Source organism: Hominimerdicola alba (assembly GCF_900109655.1).
In the GTDB taxonomy this organism is placed as follows: Bacteria; Bacillota; Clostridia; order Oscillospirales; family Ruminococcaceae; genus Hominimerdicola; species Hominimerdicola alba_B.
Window position 1 is genome coordinate 19,904 of sequence record NZ_FOAT01000009.1, and the last position, 24,325, is coordinate 44,228.

The following is a 24,325-nucleotide window of genomic DNA, read 5'->3' on the forward strand; positions in this document are numbered from 1 at the left end:
CCAAAGTACACAAATTAAATTGTGATACTTTGTATGAGATGAACAATAGTTCATCTCACAGTATCATTATAGCATAATTATCACTGACTGTCAATAGAGCTATTTGCATCTATTGACTCTTTTGTTTTATTCAGATAATTATTGCGATCAAACAGATCACCGATAGAAAGATTCTTGTATCTCGGCAGGTCATAACCGAAAGGTGTGTTCAGTGCCTTGACCATATCCTTACAGTAGGTATGGTGCTTGATGATGCTGTTCTTATAGTTGCTTTCAGTGTTGTTAAGTGCAAATCTGTATTCGTCAAAAACTATCCTCTGTATTACATAGTGATAAAGTTCAAACCACGAACCGATACTCTTGATATATGCCGCATAGTTGCCTATCTTCCTTACCACTGCAAAGTGATCAACCTGATTACGGTAGGTATTTATCAGTCCATCAGTGCAGCAGGAAATATTATTTTTCAGATATCTGCCGACTTTTTTATTGCAGCCAAGTTTACCCTCTTTCATGTACTTTTCTTCAATAAAATGATCTGTAAGTTTTCGGCAGCCTTGATAATACTTTCCAAAATCTTTTCCATACATACCAAAGTCACGTTCAAGACAATGGAAAGCGATAACATAACGTGAGTTGACATATATCATGTTCTTGACTATCTGATACAGCACCATGAGGTACAGGCTTATTATCGCCTGATATTTCGCCTTATCCTGTTTGTCATTATCTCCTGCTTTGTTTGAGGTTTTGACACCGCTGAAATCATCGAACTTCATATCTCTGATAAGCCCCGATAGCTTTTCTATCCTGACTTTCTTATCTACTACCGCATTGTCAAGTCCGCATGATTCATAGTAGCGGTCTATCTGCGTTTCTGGAAGCTTATCCAGAACAAAGCCTATCAGCTTTTCATTCGTTTTCAGCTTTATCATACCATCGGCACTGCTGTATTTTACTAGGTATTTGAAACGTGATGACTTTATAACATTATTGGCTATAAAGTTCCTGAAATCATGCCTTGCGCCCTTTAACTTGTTACCTTCTTTGTCCAGTTTGAAAATATCAGAATCCAGATAATTATTTATCCAAGTCTCATCTTTATTACCGATATCCAGTATGACAAGCGCATCACGGAAAAGCTGTCTTTTTGACTTCTCATCATCGATCTTTGACATACGTGCAAAACTGTTTATGAACTGCAGATCAAGGCATATAGCCTTGCTGTCGGCAAACATTTTATAGTTATCTGTAAAACTATGCTCCAAGCCAAGTTCGTCCATAACATCTATAAATGATGCTATGTTATCGAACTTGTTTACCAGCGTTGTCAGCAGATCATTTATCTCCTTGCCGTCAAGCATCAGGGTCATAATATAAATTAGCTTGCAGAAACAGTTGACATTTCCACTTATACTGTGCTGTGAGATATCCCAGATCCTGTTTGCTGTTTCGTCATCATATCTCTTTTGGAGATCCTTTATCGTTTCACCAGACACACTGTTTTTCAGCGATTTATCCAGAACTTTGCTAAGTGATTCATAGACATACTTCGCCTCAACTGAATATATGGATTCTTTCTCTTCGTCGTTCACAGATTCCCTCAGCTTGTCCACGATTTCTTCGATGCGTGCAGGCTTACGGTTATAGTAAAGATCATATATCAGGAAATCTATCAGCTTATACAGCTTTTGACGCTCGCTGTTATAGCATTCAGCTTTATAACATTCAGCCGGTGTTGTTTCAAGCATGGTCTCTCTAAGACGCTTTATAGAAAATCCAAGATACTTATGCTTTTTCAGTTGAATGAAGTCATAGTAATCGCAAGTGAGGTTTTGTCGTTCTATACTGCCATACAGTTCACCAATCATCTGTTCAAGTATCTGAAGGTTGACCTTGTTCATCTTGCCAAAGTCCTTGCTGATCTTGCTGAATCCCTCATCAAATATCTTATCAATGGTTTCCCTGAACTCATGGCTCGGACCTTTCAGCTTGTCCTCAAGAGTATATGCCCATGTGGTTCCCTGATAATCGGTATCTTTTACATATCCGTGAAAGTAACTCTGCCTCAGGCTCGCCATAAGCGCAAAGATATGATATATCTCTTTCTCGGGTCTAAGCTTGGTACTATTGCCGCTGTTTACCATAAAAGCTTCGCCGAAATACCCAAGTCTGCCGCTTTTTATGATCTTGTCAAACTCTCTCTTCTGATTTTCAACTTTTTGTTTTGTATCATCGGGAAGATTTGACGTATCACAAAATGTCTTATAGGTATTCCTGATGCTCATATACCCCATAAGATTATCGTTTCTTTCTGTTTTATCAGTATTATGCAGCATATATACGATATCGCTGACATACTGTGCCATTATCTTTTCGACATCCAGGATATTGTACGCAAGCTGAACATGGATATTATCATCAAATGTTTTGCCAAATATCTTTTTCTCCAGTACACTGCGTATCCCAAGCATATCTTCCTTGAATTTACCTTGTGTATCGACGGTTATATGTCTGGGGTCTTTGGGTCTGGCGGTCTTGTCCTTTATCCTGCCACTTTCGAGGGTAAGCGTTGATTCGTCACGTTCGGCGACTTCAAAAGCACCAATGCCAAGTTTTTCGACAGTGTCACCGGATATCTTCTTTTCAAGCTTTGCTTCGTTACCTCTGCCGAATGAAGTAAGGTACAGCTCATCACCGATAACCAGCCCGGATTTCAGTCCCAAAGCTTTGGCAGCAGATTTTTTACTATGCTTATTCTCAGCCGATGTCCTGACATTTACAGATACGACATTTGCTTCTTCTGTTTTTTCAGGTGTATCATTAACTGAATTCACAGCTGCCTTTTGTATCCTTTTCTGCTTTTCAAGTTCACGTTTTTCTCTAAGGCTCATACCTTTCGATTTTTTTGCCATAACGCAGCCCTCCCTTTGTACTATTATAACACAATTTAATTTATCTGTCTACAATTTAATTGCATTTTCGCCAATTTCTAATCGGCTTTTTTCAGCCGATTATCTTTATGATTCCAAGGATACAATCTCCGACCTTCATTGCAACTTTAACGCAGATTGCTACTTTCTCCTTATTCATACTGCCACCCCGCTTTGTGCCATATCATGTCGTTTTCCGTATCTTTATGATAACATATTACCGAGCTATATTACACCATATTTTTGTACAAAAAATAGCTCCTCACAAAAAACTGTAAGGAGTTTGATTTTGGTTATTATCCTGTGTAAAACAGGTATAGTACAAAGGTAGTATAATGGAGGTGATATTATGGCAGAAGTTTTAGACCTGTGTAAAACAGGTATAGTACAAAGGGAAAAAGTCCTGGATTGAGATAGCTAAAGTGTTTTAGACCTGTGTAAAACAGGTATAGTACAAAGGGTCAAAATATTTTCGATATTTTGTGCACCTTGACAGAAATGTTTTATTCTGTAATCATATTATAGCATACAAAAAGATAATTGTCAATGCTTATCCAGCCTGCTGTATAATTCTTTGAAGCGTTTTATCAGTTCGTTCCTTATACCATCGGGATAATGCAAAGTAATATGTTGACCAAAGGAGAATATATCCTTTATGAATTCTTCTTTGTCATCCTGAAATTCAAAATAATCTACCAGCATTATATAGTGGTTATCCATAAAGCCCTCGGTATTGAAAAGCGTTCTAACTTTTTCTTTGAGTTCTTCTTCAAGTCCGCCAGTTTTAAGTTCAACCTTCTTTTTATCACTGCCCTGTATATAGTAATTATCAAGCAGATGTTCAATGTCGTGTTCCTTTCTGATGACCTTTGAATTCACATCACCGAACACATTGATACATCTTTTCAATACATTCGTTTCAACATTATGCTGACCTTTTTCACGGTTCACGGTTATGACCGCGGTACGGCGTTTGCTCATTATGAAGCTGTCAAAGTCAGTCTCTTCGCCTTCATCCGCTATTTTTACCAATACAAATTTATGCAAGCTCTGCTTTATAAAACGATCTTCATATTCTGGCTTTGCTATTATCTGTATAACACCAGTACGCTTGTTAAGCTGTATCTTTACAGGTATTTCTCTTCCGTTCCTGCAATTGCCGTTACTGTCTGTATATTCATATTCAAGCATTTTATTTTCTGTTATCGCCTGCACTATAACATTCAGTATCTCGGCATGACAGTCATCATATTTCTTCCTGAAACTGAACTTGGTATGTATGACTGCTCTTATCTTATCAGCATTTGCAGAAGCTGTACGCTGGGATAATTTTTCTGCAAGCTCATTTCCGAGCATATCTCTAAACAGCTTGTTTCCAAAGATATACTGCATATAGTACATCTCACAATCGGACAAAAGATATGGTATAGGTTTGTCTTCCGCTGAAAATATCTTGCCTTCCTGTTCACTGAACAGATATGATTTGAGCGCCTTTTTATATACTTCATCCTTTAATAAGCCGTCACCCAGACATATCTTCATAAAATCAGCATCAAATGATTTTTTGTCCATACCGTTACGACAACGGTTATACAATTCGATAAGTTCTGAAAATACTAAATTGTTGTAGGGTTTATAGATCTCGTATTTATACTTGCTCATATAGTTTCACCATAGTTTTCAAGTGCCGCAAGACAATCAGCTTTCAGTTCTTTTCTTATTCTGGCATCGTCGGGTATAAAGGATATATAATTCTTTCTTATAAATGGCTTGTAGTCCTTATAGTTATCACATTTTATAGTGATACAGCCATCATGGCTTAATGTGACTTCATCATCGCCGAACATCTCTTTGAGTTCATCAACGCTGTATCCTATATCAGAAAACTTAAGTACAATATTGGTTTTCTTTTCTCTGACAATGTCAGATCTGCTGTCTTCTTCGATACTTATATCTCTGATTGTATTGATTTCATGTTCATTCAGATACGTATTAAGATAGACTTTTCCATTCATGTCATTGAAAATTAATTCTGCTGAAGAAGCTTGAAACTTCTCTTTTCCGCCTTTTGAAAAAACAATGGAGAGACCTTTGTCTTCCCAAACAGCACGCAGAAATGTCCAGATCAGCGGTTCCTCAAATACGCGGTCGCTGACATCATACTGCAATATCAGATCACCATTATCAAGCAGTTTTCTCTTATCATTAACTGATGCTATGAGCTTATCCATTATAAGCCATCCCGGTACTGTCAAAGGCTCAAAATGTCTCGCTATTGTCAACGCATTATACAACCTGATACATTCATCTTCAGAAAGATCAAGCACATCGTTCAATACGTATTGTTTGCTCCTCGTTTTTCCTGTTTCAACAATACTAAGGGTATGATCTTCTTTGACGTACTCATTCACTACGGTGCGATTTTCAGAGATCTGTTCTGATATTACTCTAGTTTCTAATCCCTGCTTAATGCTGCTTAGTATTTTTATAACAGGAAATATATCTTCCACCCTGAACGAACAAAGTGTGATGACTTTTTCGGGTTCGTTTGAAAAGTTATATCTGTCGTCCGAAAGCTCTGTTTGCTCTTTTTTTCTGCCTGATTTTTTGCGTTCAGGCTGTTCCCTGCTGCTGTTCACAATAAACAGCAATCGCAAAGTTTTTTTGATATAGTTGTCACTCCTATCATCCCGTTCTTTAAGAAATGCCCATATACCAAATTTAAAATTATCCTTAATGCTTGACCTGAGCGTATTGTAATCTGATATAAATATTCTGCTTAAATTATCACCCATACTACTCACCTCACAATCTTAATTAGTTACTGTATAACGAAGAGTTATTACTCTGACTATCATTAAGTTTTACTACCCTATCAAATTAAAGTACTGCTAAACATTTATTGAGTGTTGTCTACAAGAGTCAAAAAAGGAATCTTTATACGGTTCAAAGATTAAGAAACAAAATAACATTTGTAGATATTAACTTCTGATACAATAGATTCCATATTATGTGTAAACAAAAATATAGCAAAAAATGTATATTATGAGACCTATTGTAGGAACAGTCGACTTTATCAAATAAGTAGTATCTTTATGCTTATTCTTATGGAATTATGCCATTATATATTAATATTATATTGAATTTAAAGCCCATTCCTTTGAAAGAAAAATAGGTATATCATCCTTTGTAACAGGTTTATATCCTATTCCATAAGAATTCTCTTCAGCTAACAAACCAAAATCAGGACGACCGTTAGCTTCCCGGCTAAGTTGTTTTAAATATTTATTAGTTTCAAGTTCTTTATAGATTTTGCTTGAAAAGAAATAGTTTTCTGCATATTCCAATATCAGATAGTTCAAACATTTTAGTTTTTCATCTCTTGAAATGCTATTAAAATAATGCCTCAATTTTTGATAGTTTCTGTCAGTTTTATGATAGAACGCAAGTACACAGCTCTCGTTTTCAAATGGAAGAGCTAAGATATGTAGATGTTGAATTTTATAACTCAAATCTTTAAAATTATGAAGTTCATTTATTCTTTGGCCTATAAAATCATTCTTCATTGCTATCATACCTTGAAATGCTATTGGTATTTTATATGGCAGTATCTCATGATATATTATCTGATATCCGCCTGAAATAGAATTTTCAGCTATATTTTTATGAAATTCAAATTCTTTAATATAAGTATTCACATCAAATTGTCGTGTGGCCTCATAATCAGCAAAATTTGCAAATAAATTTGTTTCATTCTGAAAAATTCGTATATAACTTATCTCTAATTTTTTGTTGAATAACTGAATAAGTACATTTTTAACAGCTATTTGAGCAAGAATCTTATCGGATAATTCTCCTTTAAGCTTTTCTTCTGATTCATAATCTTGAAAAAAAGTACCATCACACTCGTTACATATCAAATGAAAAGTTCCTGTATTTTTAAGTCCAGAAGATACGTTAATTTTTTCAGGATCTGCTAGTACAGAAGCTCGAAGAAGTTCTCCGTCATTAGCGATATATTTCAGTGAAAATTTAGGTACAGAATGAGAATTACAGAAGCTCGTAATAGGTTTTCCACACAGCATACAATTAGAAGGTTTTATGTTTGCACGAGCTTTACGCATGCGGTCATTATGTTCCTTCTTAAAATTTATTTTCTCCTGTTCATTCATAATAATATGCCTCCCAAGCTAGAATATAATACGAAACTACATCTTATCTTGTCATTTCTTAAACAAGTAATAGTAGTGTTATCTTTTGCGATTTTCACTATAAGAAAGTCCAGAGCCATCCTTCCACTCCCGATATCCATTTGCAGTTCTACCAATAACAATCGATGCAGCGAGAGAAAGGCTGTCAAAGTTATAATCTACAGTAAATAAATTATCAACGATTACACCATCTGAAATAAGTTTATTACGAAGATCAAAAGCATTCGGATAATACTGCGCAAAACTCGATACAGTATCTGCTGCAATTCTGCTTCCTTTTAAGACAATAAAATGATCATTGCTTGCGTACCCAGATGCGTTTGCTCCACGTAGAGAAACATGATAAATGATAGAACCATCATCTGTCAAATCTACAGTACCCTGAGAAATGTATTTCAGATCCCATTCATCTGCGAATATTTTTATCAATGTTTGCTGCCTTTTAATAACTGTCTGTTCATCCCAGGTTATCTCATGTACTACCTGCGTGGTAAGTGGATAGGCTGTAGTTCCTTTTTTTCCCGTGAAGTAAACATTTTTCTTCTTGTCGAAGTCGAAGTTCTGTGCCTCTGAATTCTTTGGTCTTGTAAGCGGTACGAGATTTGCAATCTTATGCACCCAATCTTCTCGCTTAATGGTATCAGACCATACTGTAGCCCATTGGGATTTAGGATCAACCGTCTGTGGTAGAACGTGTTCGATAGTAAGTAGAGCGGGAGAATAATCAATAGGTGTTCCATCGCTAACAAACGCATTCAAGCGCAAAATAACATAGTTTCTGCGTTTACTAGTCATTCTGTAAACATCGCCGCCTAATACCTTTACAAACTCCTCTTTTTCAGAGTTTGTTAGATCAATTGAAGTTAGCGGATCTTCTAAACTGCTATCGGGATTCTTCTCCATCTCCTCCAGAAGAAGTGCATAACGTTCAATTCTGCGATTGACGTCTTTTGCAGTAATATGAAGATATGATGCAAGTCGCTCCAGCTTCTTTATAAACCACAATATATAATCTGGATTATTGCTATGCTCCGCAAAAAAACGGATAGCAGAAGGCATCCAATCAGAGTTATCGATCTTATTCAGCCACAGTAAATATCCATTAACTTCCTCCGCGTTTTTTGCAGCAACATATTTTCTGTTTTTCATAATACTATATGCCTCTGCATACGGAGTGAGGTAATCGTCAATTAATTCTTGAGGCTTCAGCTTTGTCAGCACATATTCTCTGAATTCATCAAGCAAGTTCTTTTTGGGCTTTGCTTTTGCAAAAATCATTCTTGTATGTGTAAATACTTCATTAAAGCCGTCACGAGTTGTCTGAACTTCAAGGTCTTCCCATTTCTCTGTGTAAGACTGCTGATCATCAGCAGATATTTCACCAATTACATCTGCCTTAATGATGTCGATGGGAAGCAAATCCAGCCCACGATTATTCATTACAGAAAACACACGGAAAGCAGATTGCTGGCTCGGTGCACTGACAGATACTAGAAAGCACCGTGTCAGCAAGAAAGTACAGAACGGCTGCACTTTGGTTTCGTCATTATTAAACTTAGCATTTATCCGCTTTAAAAAGACTTCACAGTTTGCTCGGATATGTCTTTTAGCTTCTGTTTCAAGTGTTTCCGGATCAAGAGCAATAAGAGTATCCAGATCAACATTCTGTATGTATATTTCAAAAAACGATCTTTCTTTTTCACGCAGATGCAGACGTGGTTCAGGTTTTAATCCAATCAAAGGATCCCCTGGCTCACGAAGGTATTTCTCACACGTGACTCTCGTGGTTCCTGTGAGACAAGATGCAATTGCAGAAATCAAAATAGTTAAGGTTGTAAGCCTTTGTTGACCGTCAATTACATCTGCCCAAGGCTTATCCTCTTCCTTTTTTAAAACAATACTGCCAAGAAAATAATTGTCGGTCTTTTCTGTTAAAAAGAAATCATAAAGGTCATCAAACAAAGTTTCACACTCTTCCTCTGTCCATGCGTACGGCCTTTGATACGGCGGAATGTGATAGTCAAACTGTTGACTGAATATATCTTTTAATGCGTACTCTTTTCCTGTGATTCTATTACTCAACTTGCTCACTCCCTCTGGAATATACTATTTAAATAATTATACACTATTTTCGATGAAAAAGCAATAGAGGCATTCATATTGGAAATAAAAAATGTGTAATAACAATGATCTTGTATTTTCCACGTTTGATGAAGCTGTCCGGCTGAATCCTGAGGCTCATACAATATTCCACCAGAAGCTTGTCGAAGCCGGAATGATACAGAGTATGTCCCGTGTAGGAAGATGCATTGACAACGAACCGATGTAAGGCTGGTGGGACATCATAGAGTCCGAAATGTACTATCTTCGTAAGTTAATGGATAAAGCCGGTCTGATTGCAGCAATCGAAGAATACATCAGATACTACAATACCGGTCGATACCAGATCAAACTAAGTAGCATGACTCCTATGGAATACCATGAAGCGTATGCTGCGTGACCATTCGGCGGGCACCGTAGCAAGCACATTTCTACGTTAGTCGCTCCGCTTCTCACTACAAAAAGTGCTTGCCAATTACTGCCTACAACAAAGCAGCCTGCACAAATTGCACAGACTGCTTTTGGTTACTATATAGGTTATTTTTGTTTTTTGCTTGGTCTACTTGACAGTGGGCGATTCACACCCGCAGCGTCCTCTTTTGATTTGACGCAACTTAGAATCTTATAGAATAAAAGTATCTATTAAATGTCCTTATTTTTATACTATTCTGCCCACTTATAGCGTATCTTAGCAAATGAATATTGTTGATATGCTATTATGCCTTCTTTTTGCATTCTTCCAATAACAATAAAAGGACGAATTTTTTGTGTTGAAGCAAATCTCTCAATTAATTCAAAAGATGGAGAATTTTTATATTTTGAAACAAAAATCTTATATTCATCGCCATTTATTAGTTTATCTGATGCAAATCTATCAGCAGCTTCTTCTTTTATTATATCAACTCCATCATCAAGGAACTGAGATGTCTTAGAAAGGTCTCCATTATAAAGATGTCCAAGTTCATGAAATAGAGAAAACCAAAAAATATCGGCAAAAGCTCCTCGTATAGTCATACAAATCTTAATTCTATTATCTATGCGTTTATAGAGAAAACCTTGAACCGGTGCTCCCCTAAAATGTTGAACTATTTCAAAATCGAGACCATATTCATAAAAGACCATTTTAATTTTTTGAGGTAGTTCTGTAGTATCTGACAACATAAGATTTTTTAAATCGTTTATCAGACTGTCAATTTCATTAGTATTAAAATTTTTTTCAATATCAAACGTGCATTCATGAATCTGACAAATTCTTATCCACGCCCCCAAAACACTGGGATTGATTTTTTTTTGTGAACTAATTCTAAATGCACTAGATATAGGAATCTTTTTTAAATTGCATAAGCTGCTAACTTTTAATACTTTGCGTAAAGATATAATTGATTCACTAGTGCTTTCTTTAACAGGTAAAGCACTTCGCTTTCTTAGATATTTTACAACCTCATTTAAGTCTTTACGAACTAACTTTTCTTCATCACTAATCGTACTCTCTTCATCAGCTTCTAATATTTCAGCATCGTATCTTGCTTGAAGATTAAGCCAAAATGATTTAGGTACCTCAAGAGCATATTCCAAAGCCATAGCAAATTTACCAGAAATATCCTTTCGTCCAGCAATAACATTGCCAACAAAAGCTGGACTTACTCCTGTTCTTACAGCTAATTCAGCCTGTGTCATGTTACGAGCTTCAAGAATATCAGCGATTGTTTCTCCCGGATGAATAATTAAATCACGAGATATACCAGTTTTCTTTATCGCCATGATAATCACACACTCCTTCCACTTCAATCTCCTCACAAATCATAATTTCACATTGATCCGATTTGACTTCGATAATCATTCTAACATTAGGTGTAACCCTCAGTGAATAAGTCGGTGAACTATATCCACTTAATTGTTCTGGATGACCTAATCCAAGCGAAAGAAAAGTTCCAAAATTATCAGCCGCTTCCAAATGGTTTAAATGCTTTTTTATCGTTCTAACCCATTCAATAGGAATTTTCTTTTTCATTTTATCAAAATCTGTAAAAAATTTTTCTACTTTAGAATTCGCATAAGTAATTTTCAATTAGTTGTCACCACGACCTTCTCAAGCTGATATAATATAAATAAACCAATTGGTTTATTTATATTATATCATATCAAATACAAAGTGTCAATACCAAAATAAATAGATTTTTTATGTCGATTAATTGACTTGGAATAAAACTGTATATTTCTGCTTTCTCAATCATCTCCTCTCTGGCTTTTCACACATCAACCAGAAAACATGTAAATCATCTACAGAGCAAAACAAATAATGATAACATTTTTTTGTGGTTGAAAGTGTAGAAAAATGATTACTCCTCTTGATTTTATATAAAAAACATGATAGAATGATAAATATAGAATTGTACATTTTTAACTATATATTCCGTTTTTGGAATAATATGGATTTTTTATTTACAAACAAGGAGAGATCACTATGTCTGCATTGAATGACCTTATATCACAGATCCAGGACGAAGGCTTACGTGACAAAATACAGAATGAAGTTGAGAAACTTGCTAAACAGAAGAAATTCGGTCTTGTATTTGAATCACATCTACCGGAATGCACTCCTCTTTATGATATTCAGGTGCGTAAAGGCTCTCAAGTTGCCTTGAAAAATGGTAATGTTAATGAGTTATACAATGTAATTAGAATCGAAAATGGGCAGGCATATTGCTTGAAGCAGGATAATTCTGAAGGAGTAGAAGTTCCTGTTGATGATCTTGTTTGTGTTGCTAAATTTGGTGAGCCTATCTATCCTTATTTGAAACCTATTGACAGCGTTTGTAATGCTCCTGATAGCGATTTATGGCACACACTTATTGAAGCCGATAATTATCATGCTCTACAGCTTTTGGAGTATCTCTATGCAGGAAAAGTGGATTGTATCTATATCGACCCTCCCTACAATACCGGTGCTAAAGACTGGAAATACAATAATGATTATGTTGACAGTAGCGATTCATATAGACATAGCAAATGGCTTTCAATGATGGAAAAACGCTTGAAGCTCGCAAAAAAACTATTGAACCCAGCGGATTCTGTATTAATTATAACAATTGATGAAAAAGAATACTTGCATTTAGGTTGTTTGCTTGAGGAACTGATGCCAGACGCAACAATCCAGATGATTACAGATGTTATTAATCCAGGTGGAACTAATAGAGAAAATGAGTTTTCACGTGTAGAAGAGTATATTTTCATATGTAGATTTGGAGAATGTTCAATCCATAAAACTAGTCATAATATGCTTGGAAATACCGATGAAACCAATAAGGCAAGAGTGTGGTATTCTTTTAATCGAGGAAACAACTTAAGATCTAGTGCGAATAACCAGTTTTTCCCTATTTACATAGACACTAGCAATATGAATATCGTTAAAGTCGGAGAACCTCTTGAACCAACCACACCAAGGTCTGAATTTCCTCATTATGAAAATCTAGCAACTGCTTTTCCTATAAATGACAAAGGAAATGAATGTATATGGAGAGGTGTTTCAAAAACTATTCGAGAATGGGTTGAAAAAGGATATATAAGAGTAAGTAAATATGATGAAAAATTAGAACGATGGACTTTACTGTATATTCCATCTGGCCTACAAAAACGTATTGAATCTGGAGAAATAGAGGTCACTAGGAAAAAATCAGATGGTTCTCTTGATATTGAGCATATTAATTCGGAAAATGAACTTGTTGCTCCAAGAACAATTTGGCTCCAAAAAATGCACAATGCTACTGATTATGGAGCCTCAATATTGAAAGGTATTTTATCTGATAGAACTTTTTTATACCCAAAATCGTTATATTCTGTAAAAGATACAATTTCATTTTTTGTGGCCAATAAGCCCAATGCATTAGTTATTGATTTCTTTGCTGGTTCTGGAACTACTCTTCAAGCTATAAATTTACTTAATACTGAAGATGGTGGAAATAGAAGATGTATTCTAATTACAAATAATGAAGTTTCTGTCGAAGAATCCAAAATGCTCACAAAGGCCGGTTATAAACCAGGTAATCTTGAATGGGAAAAAATGGGGATTGCACAATATATTACGTGGCCTCGAACGGTATGCAGCATAAATGGATATGATGTTAATGGAAAAGCTCTCACAGATAAATATATACTATCTAGTACAAAAACATCTGAAAAATGTCGAAATATTAAGCAGATTAAATTTGTTGAAGATGTAAATAATTTAAAGCTGAATGACATAAAGCAATTAGTATCTATTCTTTCACAAGGGAAACTTCCGCAAACTCTTGTTAGTTCAGAAACTAAATATGTAGTATCAAGCGAACAGTCACATACCGCTGCGATATTGATTGATGACAATGTATATGAAGATTTTTTAGAAGCTCTTAACGGAATGGATCATATCACAGATTTTTATATCGTAACAAAAAATAATAAGATATTTAAGGAAGTAAAAGATAATATTACAGATTTACTAGGCAATATTCAAGTAACTGAACCGGTGACTATGCCGATGTCAGATGGTTTGAAAGCAAACGCTGCATTCTTCAAACTCGGTTTTCTTGATAAAACCGCTGTTGCTCTTGGTATGCAATTTAAGGAGATGCTCCCTACACTTTGGATGAAGGCAGGAGCTCATGGAAGATATCCGAGTATTGATAATGTACCAGATGATATGCTTATACTGCCTGAGAATAAAATGGCTATCTTGATAAATGAGAATGCTTATTACAAATTTGAAGAAGCAGTTAATTCAGATAAAAACATAGAAACAGCATTTATTATTACTGATTATGAGAGTAATTACCGCTCAATGATCAAAGGACTGGATGTAAAGGATACTTATCAACTGTACAGGGATTATCTTGATAATTTCCGCATTAATTACGGGAGGAACTGATTATGATAAATGAATTATTTCCGTTTCAAAAACAGGCTGTCGCTGATCTAAGATCACGTGTAGCCATTGCTATGAATACTTATAGTTCCTGCCATATACCACAGGTGGTCTCACTCCAGGCACCTACAGGGTCAGGCAAGACGATAATAATGTCTGCTTTAATTGAGGATATTCTTTTCGGAAATGAGTTATATCCTGAACAGCCGGAAGCTATTTTCGTTTGGCTCTCTGATTCTCCGCAATTAAACGAGCAGTCAAAGCAGAAAATAGATAACAAGGCTGATAAGATACGCATGGATCAGTGTGTGGTAATAACTGATGAAAACTTTGACAGCGAAATGCTTGAAGAAGGGCATATTTATTTTCTGAATACACAGAAACTTGGAAGCGGTGGTAATCTCGGAAAGCATTCTGATTCAAGAGAATATACCATATGGGAAACGATAGAGAATACGGCAAGGGAAAAATCAGATAGGTTGTATTTTATCATCGACGAAGCTCATAGAGGTATGCAGGGACGTGCTGCTGGAACAGCAACAACGATAATGCAACGTTTTATAAAAGGTTCTGCTCCTCATAATCTTTCTCCTGTTCCTGTAGTTATCGGAATGAGTGCAACATCAGAAAGATTTAATAACCTTGTTGGTGATACAAGTTCCACACTACAAAAAGTAGTGGTTCCTCCGGCACAGGTAAGAGCATCCGGATTGCTTAAAGACAGGATCGTTATAACCTATCCTGAAGATCCGACAAAACATAATGACATGGCTGTATTACAGGCCGCAACAGATGAGTGGATCAATAAATGTGCTCACTGGTATCAGTATACTTATGAGCAGCATTATGCTAATGTAAATCCTGTTTTTGTTGTTCAGGTTCTTGCCGGTTCTGGTAAAAAGGTTTCAGATAATGATTTAAGCGATATCATTTCAAAAATTGAGGAGCGTCTTGGGGATACCTTCAAAGAAGGAGAAGTTGTACATACTTTTGGTTCCGTCGGAAACCTTGAAATAAACGGGTTAAATGTTCCGCATGTTGAACCAGCAGAAATTGCTGATAACAGAGTGATTCGAGTTGTTCTTTTTAAAGAAAACTTGTCAACAGGCTGGGATTGCCCTAGAGCAGAAACAATGATGTCGTTCCGACGTGCAGAAGATGCAACATATATAGCTCAGTTACTTGGCCGTATGGTAAGAACACCGTTACAGAGTCATATATTAGTCGATGATTCTCTTAATGATGTTCGGTTATATTTGCCGTACTTCAACAAGGATAATGTTCAGAAAGTTATTAGTGAACTTCAAAGCTCAGAAGGTGGTGAAATACCTACTGAAATAGATGGCGAAAGCCTTGAAGAACAGGAGTACGTTCCTTGGTCTGTTCACGCTAGTGGTCATAAGAATAAAAAAGAATCTATTATTCCCGGTCAGTTAAGTTTTTCTGATTATAATAGTTCGATTCAAATGAGTGCTGACACAAGAGATAATCATAATATTACTCCTTCTAGCATTGGTGAGAATGTTCAAATGTTATCTTCATCATATAAAGCTGAATTTGAAGATCATACCCATAATGAAGTATCATTTAATTCTGAAAAACACATAGAAAAACAAGCCAGTGATAGTACTATGAGCTATCATGCGACAAGTTCAACGCCCATTTACTCTCAGCCAGCTAAAACAGAACAAAAGCATACTAACAATAGTGAGACTGTAAAACAAGTACCAACCAACACTTTATTCCATTCGTTTGACAGAGAAGAGGTTATTGACTTTATAAATCAGCAAGGTTTTTTAACTTATATGGTTCGCTTTGTAAAAACTAACAGCTACCTGAAGTCACTTCTTGATCTGTCCGGTTTACTTACACAATATCAGATTGCTCCTAATGCTAACGATGAAATAAAAAATGATGTTACAAGTCTTATGAGGGCATATATAGATGATCTTCATAATTCAGGCAAGTATAATGAACTTATGAAACAGGTTATGGAGTTCAAACTAACAGTTCAAATATTTGATGTGTTTGGTGAAGAAATCAAGGATTTTGAGTATTCTGATTTACTACATACTGCAGAAACTGATCTTGACAGACAGTTGCGAGCAGCTGATACAAAACTTGGAAAATACGGTTTCACATATACTTACGGAAGAAAATATTTGAATTTTGAAGATCCAAATGAATTTAAAGTGGATTGCATATTATTTGCCGCTGATGATGAATGCATAAAGAAACTGAATAAATATGCAGAGAAAAAATTCCATGATATGAACGATAAGTACAGAAAGTACGTGGTAAACAAATCAGAGAAATGTCGTAAACAGTACAGTGATATAGTTGCTGATGGTGATATTATCAGTAAGCATAATTTCACACTTCCTGAGACCATTAGTGCCAAAGTGGAAAAAGACGGTATAGTATACGATAACCATTTATTTGCTGACGAAAATGGTAAGTCAAGAATCAAACTTAATAACTGGGAAAAGGGTGTGCTTGAAGAAGAACAAAATCAACCTGATTTTGTTTGCTGGCTTCGTAATCCTCCAAGAAAGCCATGGTCACTTTGTATTCCTTATGAAAATGATAATACAACCAAAGCCGCTTACCCTGATTTTATAATTGTAAAAAAGGATGAAGAGCTCGGCTATGTAATGGATATTCTTGAACCGCATAATCCAGATTTTGATGATAATCTTGGAAAAGCAAAAGGGTTTGCGAATTACGCTGAAGAAGAAAAGAGAATAGGTCGACTTCAGTTAATTAGAACAACTCGGGATGCTGCCGGAAAAGAAAGATTCATTCGACTTGATATGGCTAAGGGTAGTGTTCGAAAGAAAGTTCTTGCAGCAATAAATAATGATGAGCTTGATCATATTTTTGATACAGATGGTGAATTCCTTGATTAATAACAGAAGAAAGGCAGACCGATGGACAATATAATAAACCAGTACAATTTTATAGATTTATTTGCAGGTGCCGGAGGTCTGTCTGAAGGATTCGTTCAAGCGGGATTCAAACCTCTTGCTCATGTTGAAATGAATCAGTTTGCAGCACAGACTTTACAGACCAGAATAGCTTATTACTATCTTAAGGCAAACAAGAAGCTGAAAGTATACAGAGATTATTTAAGAGGGGTAATTACAAGGGAAGAATTCTTATCTAAAATACCGGATTCAATCCTTAGATCAGTTTTATGTGAAACAATGTCTGATAAAACACTTCCAAGCATCTTTGATACTATTGATATGATCCTTGCGGAGAATAATATATCCAAAGTCGATGTTATAATTGGAGGACCTCCATGCCAGGCGTATTCGTTAGTTGGTCGTGCTCAAAGCAGTCATATGATAACACCTATGCAAGATGATCCGCGAAATGAACTTTATAAACTGTATGCCAGATTCTTGAAAAGATATCAGCCACGTATGTTTGTCTTTGAGAATGTAATGGGTATACAATCCGCAAACGGTGGAAAGACATGGAAAAATATTAAAACATATTTGAAACGAGTCGGATATGAGATCGAATGTCATGAGCAGAATTCCAGAAGCTTTGGTGTTCTTCAGAATCGACGCCGTATGATCATTGTTGGTTGGTTAAAAGATTCCGGATTGAAGTATCCTGAATTTGAGGTTATAGAGCCAGATGCATTGGTAAATGACTTGCTTAATGATTTACCTGCTATATTACCAGGTGAAAAATCAAATGAGTATTCTGATCGTAAGATCAGTAAATATGTTAAAACACAGAAAATACGTGAACGTGGGGATATCCTTACGCTTCATGAGAGCCGGAGTAATAAAGAACGTGATATTGAAATATACAAACGAGTTATAGAATTATGGAATAATGGACATCAAAGATTAAACTATAATGATCTGCCGGAGGAACTGAAAACTCATAAAAACAGGGATTCATTTCTTGACAGATTTAAGGTAGTTGAAGGTGATGAACAATATTGCCATACTATGCTTGCTCATATATCAAAAGACGGTCATTATTTTATTCATCCGGACATTAGTCAGCATCGTTCAATAACAGTCAGAGAAGCTGCAAGAATTCAATCATTCCCTGACAACTACTTCTTTGAAGGCCCGAGAACATCACAATTCATTCAAATCGGTAATGCTGTTCCTCCACTGATGGCAAAAGGAATTGCTGTTGGTGTCGAACATGAGTTAAGTAAGAAGGGCGATATCGATGGAAAGAAATCTTTTACTTGAACAATATAGTCATTTTAAGAAACACGAACTAAATGAATCTCCGTTTAGATTTCTGCTAAATACCAATATTGCGATCAATCCGCATCAGATAAATGCTTTTTGCGCTGCTGTTCAGTCTCTTAAAACAGGTGGAATTATTCTTGCTGACGAAGTTGGTCTTGGAAAGACGATCGAAGCAGGATTAGTTTTAAAGTATGTTCTTAACACAGGAGCGAAGAGAGTACTTATCGTTCTGCCCGCAACCTTACGCAAACAATGGGAAATTGAACTTGAAGAGAAATTTCAGATCAAGTCTACTATCCTTGACAGACTGACTATATCGAAAGATATACATTATTGGAAGTCGTGGATTGAAAATAAAAATAATACAGAAGTCATTATAACATCATACGATTACTCTTCAAAGCTTATGAAACGTTATCCTAAAGTTATTTGGGATTTCATTATTATTGATGAAGCTCATAACCTTCGTAATGTATTTCACGGGGCGAAGCGTGCTAAAAATCTTTATGATATATCAAAGAATATACCGAAGATATTGCTTACAGCTACTCCATTGCAGAATTCATTGAACGATCTGCATGGTCTTGTTTCGTACATAGATCCGAGAATATTCGGTTCTGAGAAATCATTCAACAGAAGATATATTGAAGGTGAGAATTATGATGAGTTAAAAAATGAACTGCGTCCTGTTCTGTACAGAACACTTAGACGTGATGTTGCTAAATACATGAATTTTAAAAAGCGCGAGTGCCTGACTGTTGATTTTAATTTATCAGAAGAAGAAACAATGTTATATAATATGGTAAACTCGTTCTTAAAGCGCGAACCATTGTATTCGATTCCTGTAAATAATAAAGGACTCATCATTCTTGTAATACGTAAACTTCTCGCATCGTCAAGTTTTGCTCTTATAGAAACATTCGAGATATTAAAAAAACGACTTGAAAAGCTGTATGAGGGAACGAAGTCTGCCCAGGCGATGGAAGGCTTTGATTTGTTCTGGGATTATGTTGAAGATGAAATAGATGAATCAGGATTTGAAGAAACTGTTGATGAAGAAACTATGATTCAGAAACAGCAGATTCAAGAAGAAATTCATCTTGTAGAGAACATTATACAGACTGCAAACAGCATAGAGGAGAACGCTAAAGTATCTGCATTGAAAACGGCACTTTCCCTAGCATTTGAGCATCAGGCTTCTAATGGTATAGAGCAAAAGGCAGTGATATTTACAGAATCCAAACGAACTCAAAAGTATATTGCTGATGAGCTAAGAAAAGATGGGTATTCTGAGGATGATATTTTATTATTCAACGGAGATTTTAATGACGTACTGACGAAAGAAATATTTCGGACCTGGCAGGTAAAGAATTTTGGAAAAACAAATTATGGTCGCAGCGTTGAATATAAACATGCCATAGTAGATTATTTTAAGACCCATTCTCGTATTTTGATAGCTACTGATGCTGGTTCAGAAGGCTTAAATCTTCAATTCTGCAATACAGTTATCAATTATGATCTTCCTTGGAATCCGCAGAAAATCGAACAAAGAATAGGTCGTTGCCACCGATATGGACAAACGCATGACGTCATTGCGATCAATTTGCTGAATACAGGTAACGAAGCTGATAAGAGAGTATATGAGATCCTTTCAAAAAAATTTGAACTGTTTGAAGGTGTTTTTGGTGCTTCGGATATTGCACTTGGTACATTGGAATCAGGTACAAGCTTCGAGAAAACTATTCTCGATATTTATCAGCGTTGCAATTCCAAAAGTGAGTTCAAACAGGCTTTTGATAAACTTGATAAGCAACTTAATTCCAAATTAAGTAAGCAGTTTGATCAGCTTAGATCTGTATTATTAACTGAGAGTCCTGAATCAAAAGCTTCTGCACTGGACGAAACCTATAAGCAAATTGAAAAATACCTTGCTGAGGTTGAATTCTGGAATCAAATTGAAGAACCAGAAATGAATAATAAACTTTATTACTGGCAGATCAATAACTGGGGCGAAAAACATCTTGGTTCGCATGGCTGGATTTTTCTTGGGGCATTTATGAACAATACTACAATGATTTCTCCGGTTCTTTTACTTTGTGATGAAAACGGAGAGTATATTGATTTTAATGAAGAAGAATTGGTAGGTGCGTTAGAAAACGCAAACGACAATGATATTCATTATTTTACTCCAAGTAAGTCAGAAGCAAAATTGTTTGAAGGTATTTATGATAAACTTGTCACTGAAATGTGCTTTAAATACAATCAAAAAGTTGAACCTATAAAAAGGACTAATAAGCTTAGAATTGAAAATTGGGTGGATATTCAAAAAGAGCAGCTCAATAATCAGATATTGGATTTAAATAAAGAAATAGAAGATCTTCTTATAGAAGAATCTTGGGCAAAAGATAAATTACAAAAATCAGATATTTTAAAAAAAGCATCCGAAAAAAAGAAACAACTTGATAAACTTAGAATGAGCTTTAATGATACTATAGGTAAAATTGAATCAGAAGCAGAAAATGAGATCAAAGAATTTGACTGTAAATATGAAATTGATAAGCCATTCTTACTTGTTAATATTGTTCTGAAATTTTAAGGCGGAGGAATAACTATGGCGGATAGATTTAAATATTCGGAAGTCAGGCAAAAAATAATAGAAGCATTAAAGACAGATCTTATCGGACCAATGTATGAAAATGAAGTATTGGATGAAAATCCTCAATTTGCTTATTTGGTAGGTGTCCTTGCTCCGAAAAAAGATGATAATGAATCTGTAGCTGATGATCAGGAAATTGATACTGATTTTGATTATGACGCCGGAGATTTTACCGCTGGAGAAGATGATGATAACGAACCGATTACAGTTACTCGTTTCACACCACCGTCTTCGATAGGAATTAGTTTTTATGTTGAAACCAAGTTGCCATCTTTGCAGATAGAGATTTCGTGGGGCGATTATAATAAAAAAATAACACCGAAGGAAAATGCAGAGGGTAAAACAATAAATGCAGTGACTTATTCCAGAATTCCTATGAAAGAAATCATAAATGTTGATCTTTCAGATATTCAAAGAACTAAGGAATACTCTTTGATATCTGATTCAAATGTTTCTGTTCATATTTCAAAAATTACATTGAAAAATGGCTATTCACTTGTTACTGCATACGTGATCAACAAAAGGAGAAATTCTGAAGATCAGCTTGAAACTCTGATGTTTCAGGTTCAGATCACGGCTTCTTCTAAAGATTGTGAGTCCCCGTTTATAGCTGAAGATATTTGTCGTGAAGTTCTTGCTTCAGATGAGTTTTACTTTAAACAGAGACCAATCTTGGGAAGAGGTCGAGGTTGTGCTGCTGTTTGGGGAGAAGTTAATGATGGAAGGACCGAATATGTTAAATCTGCATTTATTCCTGAATACGAATTTCCGGGAGTAAGCGCTTCATTGGATGGCTTTGATAATTTCTATTTTTCTATGAGATCACTTTCTGTTAAGACGAAGAAAAGCGAAATAATAGAAAAGCTGAATGTACTTGCAAATTCTTATGAACAATGGATCAACGAGAAGCTAATTAACGATTCCAAGATGTCAGAGCCTGATTTTGCTGATAAAATCGGAAAAGATGTTATTCAGAAATGTAATGATTCATTAGAACGTATTCGTGAAGGAATAAAACTTCTTATTGATGATGAAATATCATTTGAAGCGTTTTGCTTTATGAATCGATGCATGATCCTTCAAAGAAATATATCCAATTATGCAAAAAAACATGGTGCTGGTATAGAATGCAGTTTTAAGGATTTTGTTGATCCTAGGAATCCTGATAATAATTTTGGATGGCGTCCTTTCCAGATAGCCTTTATTCTGATGAATCTGTCTGCTATCGTTGATCCTAATCATAAGGATAGAAAAGTAGTTGATTTATTATACTTTCCAACAGGCGGAGGAAAAACCGAAGCTTATCTCGGACTTATGGCTTTTGTTATTGCCAATAGGCGTTTGAGAGCAGGGGAAAACGATCAGTATAATCATGATGGAGGAGTTACTGCAATACTCCGCTACACACTTCGTTTACTTACAACTCAGCAACGTGATCGTATTACCAAGATGGTTATTGCAGCTGAAATGATAAGGAGAAGAGAATACCCAAAGTACGGTAATGAACCAATAAGCATTGGATTCTGGGTCGGAGGCGGTGTAACACCAAATTCTTTTGAAGATTTAAAAGAAAACTCTGAAAATCCAGGTGAGGCAAGAAGACAGAAGAACCTTATCTATAAGCAGCTTCTGACATGTCCGTTTTGCGGGAAACCTCTTACAGAAGATGATTTTTATATTGAACATGAGCAGAAGTCTGTAAAAGTATATTGCGGAGATCCTACTTGTCTTTTTTATAAGTACAAACCTCATGATAAGATTTCCATTCCGGTATATCTTGTTGATGAAGAGATATACGCTAAGTGTCCTACTATAATATTATCCACGGTCGATAAATTTGCACGTTTACCATGGGATGTAAAAACTAATAGTATTTTTGGAAGAATAGATCGAGTATGCAGCAGAGATGGTTGTGTTGCGATAGGCGATGCTCATTCCAAGCATAACCGAACTAATCAGCTGCCTGCGTCAACATTATTATCGGTCAAGCCGTTTCTTCCGCCTGAATTAATAATTCAGGACGAGTTGCATTTAATTACCGGACCATTAGGAACGGTATATGGTGCATACGAAACAATAATAGAGGACATGTGTACATATACGCTCAATGGTCAGAAAATTTATCCTAAGTATGTAGTTTCAACTGCGACGATAAAAAATGCCAGTGAGCAAACGAAGTGTCTATATGGCAGAAATCAAACTTCGCAGTTTCCACCGAATGGATTTGAAATAGGTGATAGTTTCTTTATAAAAGAGATACCTGTTAATGAAAATCCTTTCAGAAAATATGTTGGTATCTGTGCAGCTGGACAATCTGTAAAAACAGCTCTTCTCAGGATTTATGCTATAGTGCTTCAAACAACATATGACTTGTCGTTACAGGACGAATATAAAGAGGTAATAGATCCGTATTATACTTTGGTAGGTTATTATAACAGTATACGAGAATTAGGCGGTGCTGTAAGATTACTTCAGGACGACATTCCAAAGAGAATCAATCGTATTAAGAAGAAGTATAAGATGAGTAAAGTAAGATATCTTTACCGAAGTGCTAATGTCGAGATAACATCTCGAATGTCATCCTTCAAGATACCGGAACAATTAAAGAAACTTGAAACAAGGTTTGAGGATAAGGAATGTCTGGATACTGCAATTGCAACAAATATGATCGCAGTTGGTATGGATGTTGACAGACTCGGATTAATGGTTGTAACAGGTCAGCCTAAACAGAATTCTGAGTATATTCAGGCTACAAGCCGTATTGGTCGTTCTTTCCCAGGCTTAGTAATAACCTTATATAATCCTTATCGTCCACGAGATCTGTCGCATTATGAGAATTTTACGGGTTATCATTCACAGTTATATCGCTTTGTAGAAGGTACTACTGCTACGCCTTTTTCTGCAAGAGCTCGTGACAGAGTTATGCATGCGATAATAATATCAGCGATTAGATTAAAGTATCCGAATCTAGCTACAAATACTGAAGCATCTAACATAGATGCTCTTTCCGAAGAACAGTTAAATGAAGTTAAACAACTTATTATTGATCGTCTGAATATTATAAAACCATCAGCACGAGATGATGCTGATGAAGAAATCAATCAGTTTATTGATAAATGGAAAATGCTGGCTGCTCAATCTAAACAGCTTCGTTATTATGTATATAAGACTGATAAGTATAACCGACTTATGAATTTTTACGGTGAGATTTGTACAGATATTGAAAAAGCAACACTGAGTTCTATGCGAGAAGTTGAAAACTCAGCAAATATGTATTATTTTACGGAGGACTAATA

General features: G+C 35.7%; 14 protein-coding genes. 7 read left to right on the plus strand and 7 right to left on the minus strand.

The window, feature by feature from the left end:
* Nucleotides 1-80: 80 nt before the first annotated feature.
* From cas13d to BMY75_RS10670, 5 genes are all read right to left on the minus strand, one after another.
* Nucleotides 81-2,915: a type VI-D CRISPR-associated RNA-guided ribonuclease Cas13d gene (gene cas13d, locus BMY75_RS10650; RefSeq protein WP_074833651.1), complete on the minus strand. Its 2,835-nt coding sequence runs from the start codon at nucleotides 2,913-2,915 to the stop codon at nucleotides 81-83.
* Between the two features lie 561 nt (nucleotides 2,916-3,476).
* Complete coding sequence (locus BMY75_RS10655) at nucleotides 3,477-4,595, minus strand: hypothetical protein (protein ID WP_074833654.1); 1,119 nt, start codon at nucleotides 4,593-4,595, stop codon at nucleotides 3,477-3,479.
* Nucleotides 4,592-5,728: a hypothetical protein gene (locus tag BMY75_RS10660; protein WP_074833656.1), complete on the minus strand. Its 1,137-nt coding sequence runs from the start codon at nucleotides 5,726-5,728 to the stop codon at nucleotides 4,592-4,594. The genes BMY75_RS10655 and BMY75_RS10660 overlap by 4 nt, the downstream gene beginning before the upstream one ends.
* A 339-nt stretch (nucleotides 5,729-6,067) precedes the next feature.
* Complete coding sequence (locus tag BMY75_RS10665) at nucleotides 6,068-7,105, minus strand: hypothetical protein (protein ID WP_081350519.1); 1,038 nt, start codon at nucleotides 7,103-7,105, stop codon at nucleotides 6,068-6,070.
* A 78-nt stretch (nucleotides 7,106-7,183) separates the two neighbouring features.
* Nucleotides 7,184-9,226 (minus strand): DUF4357 domain-containing protein, encoded by a 2,043-nt coding sequence (locus BMY75_RS10670; RefSeq protein WP_081350520.1) that lies wholly within the window; start codon nucleotides 9,224-9,226, stop codon nucleotides 7,184-7,186.
* 91 nt (nucleotides 9,227-9,317) lie between these two features.
* Between BMY75_RS10670 and BMY75_RS18000 the strand changes: the two genes are divergently transcribed.
* Entirely contained in the window at nucleotides 9,318-9,473 is a 156-nt protein-coding gene (locus tag BMY75_RS18000; protein WP_170844287.1) for a hypothetical protein, read from the plus strand.
* Between the two features lie 15 nt (nucleotides 9,474-9,488).
* On the plus strand, nucleotides 9,489-9,644 hold the full coding sequence (locus BMY75_RS18815) for an IS3 family transposase (protein ID WP_431602521.1): 156 nt from the start codon (nucleotides 9,489-9,491) through the stop codon (nucleotides 9,642-9,644).
* Nucleotides 9,645-9,907: 263 nt separating this feature from the next.
* Here BMY75_RS18815 and BMY75_RS10680 read toward each other — a convergent pair whose 3' ends face one another.
* Complete coding sequence (locus BMY75_RS10680) at nucleotides 9,908-11,005, minus strand: HigA family addiction module antitoxin (protein ID WP_074833663.1); 1,098 nt, start codon at nucleotides 11,003-11,005, stop codon at nucleotides 9,908-9,910.
* Nucleotides 10,974-11,312, minus strand: coding sequence for a type II toxin-antitoxin system RelE/ParE family toxin (locus BMY75_RS10685; RefSeq protein ID WP_074833666.1), 339 nt, complete (start codon nucleotides 11,310-11,312; stop codon nucleotides 10,974-10,976). The genes BMY75_RS10680 and BMY75_RS10685 overlap by 32 nt, the downstream gene beginning before the upstream one ends.
* A 396-nt stretch (nucleotides 11,313-11,708) precedes the next feature.
* Between BMY75_RS10685 and BMY75_RS10690 the strand changes: the two genes are divergently transcribed.
* Genes BMY75_RS10690 through drmA form a run of 5 tightly spaced genes read left to right on the plus strand, consistent with a single transcriptional unit; the run spans nucleotide 11,709 to nucleotide 24,323 of the window.
* A complete protein-coding gene (locus BMY75_RS10690; RefSeq protein ID WP_074833668.1) occupies nucleotides 11,709-14,147 on the plus strand; it encodes a DNA methyltransferase in 2,439 nt (812 codons plus the stop codon).
* Between the two features lie 2 nt (nucleotides 14,148-14,149).
* Nucleotides 14,150-17,053: a DEAD/DEAH box helicase gene (locus BMY75_RS10695; RefSeq protein WP_074833670.1), complete on the plus strand. Its 2,904-nt coding sequence runs from the start codon at nucleotides 14,150-14,152 to the stop codon at nucleotides 17,051-17,053.
* Nucleotides 17,054-17,074: 21 nt separating this feature from the next.
* Nucleotides 17,075-18,370 carry a DNA cytosine methyltransferase gene (locus BMY75_RS10700; RefSeq protein WP_074833673.1) on the plus strand — a complete coding sequence of 432 codons (1,296 nt, stop codon included), beginning with the start codon at nucleotides 17,075-17,077 and terminating at the stop codon, nucleotides 18,368-18,370.
* On the plus strand, nucleotides 18,348-20,969 hold the full coding sequence (gene drmD / locus BMY75_RS10705; protein ID WP_074833675.1) for a DISARM system SNF2-like helicase DrmD: 2,622 nt from the start codon (nucleotides 18,348-18,350) through the stop codon (nucleotides 20,967-20,969). Before BMY75_RS10700 ends, drmD begins: the two co-directional genes overlap by 23 nt.
* Nucleotides 20,970-20,984: 15 nt before the next feature.
* On the plus strand, nucleotides 20,985-24,323 hold the full coding sequence (gene drmA, locus BMY75_RS10710; RefSeq protein WP_074833678.1) for a DISARM system helicase DrmA: 3,339 nt from the start codon (nucleotides 20,985-20,987) through the stop codon (nucleotides 24,321-24,323).
* Nucleotides 24,324-24,325: the final 2 nt, after the last annotated feature.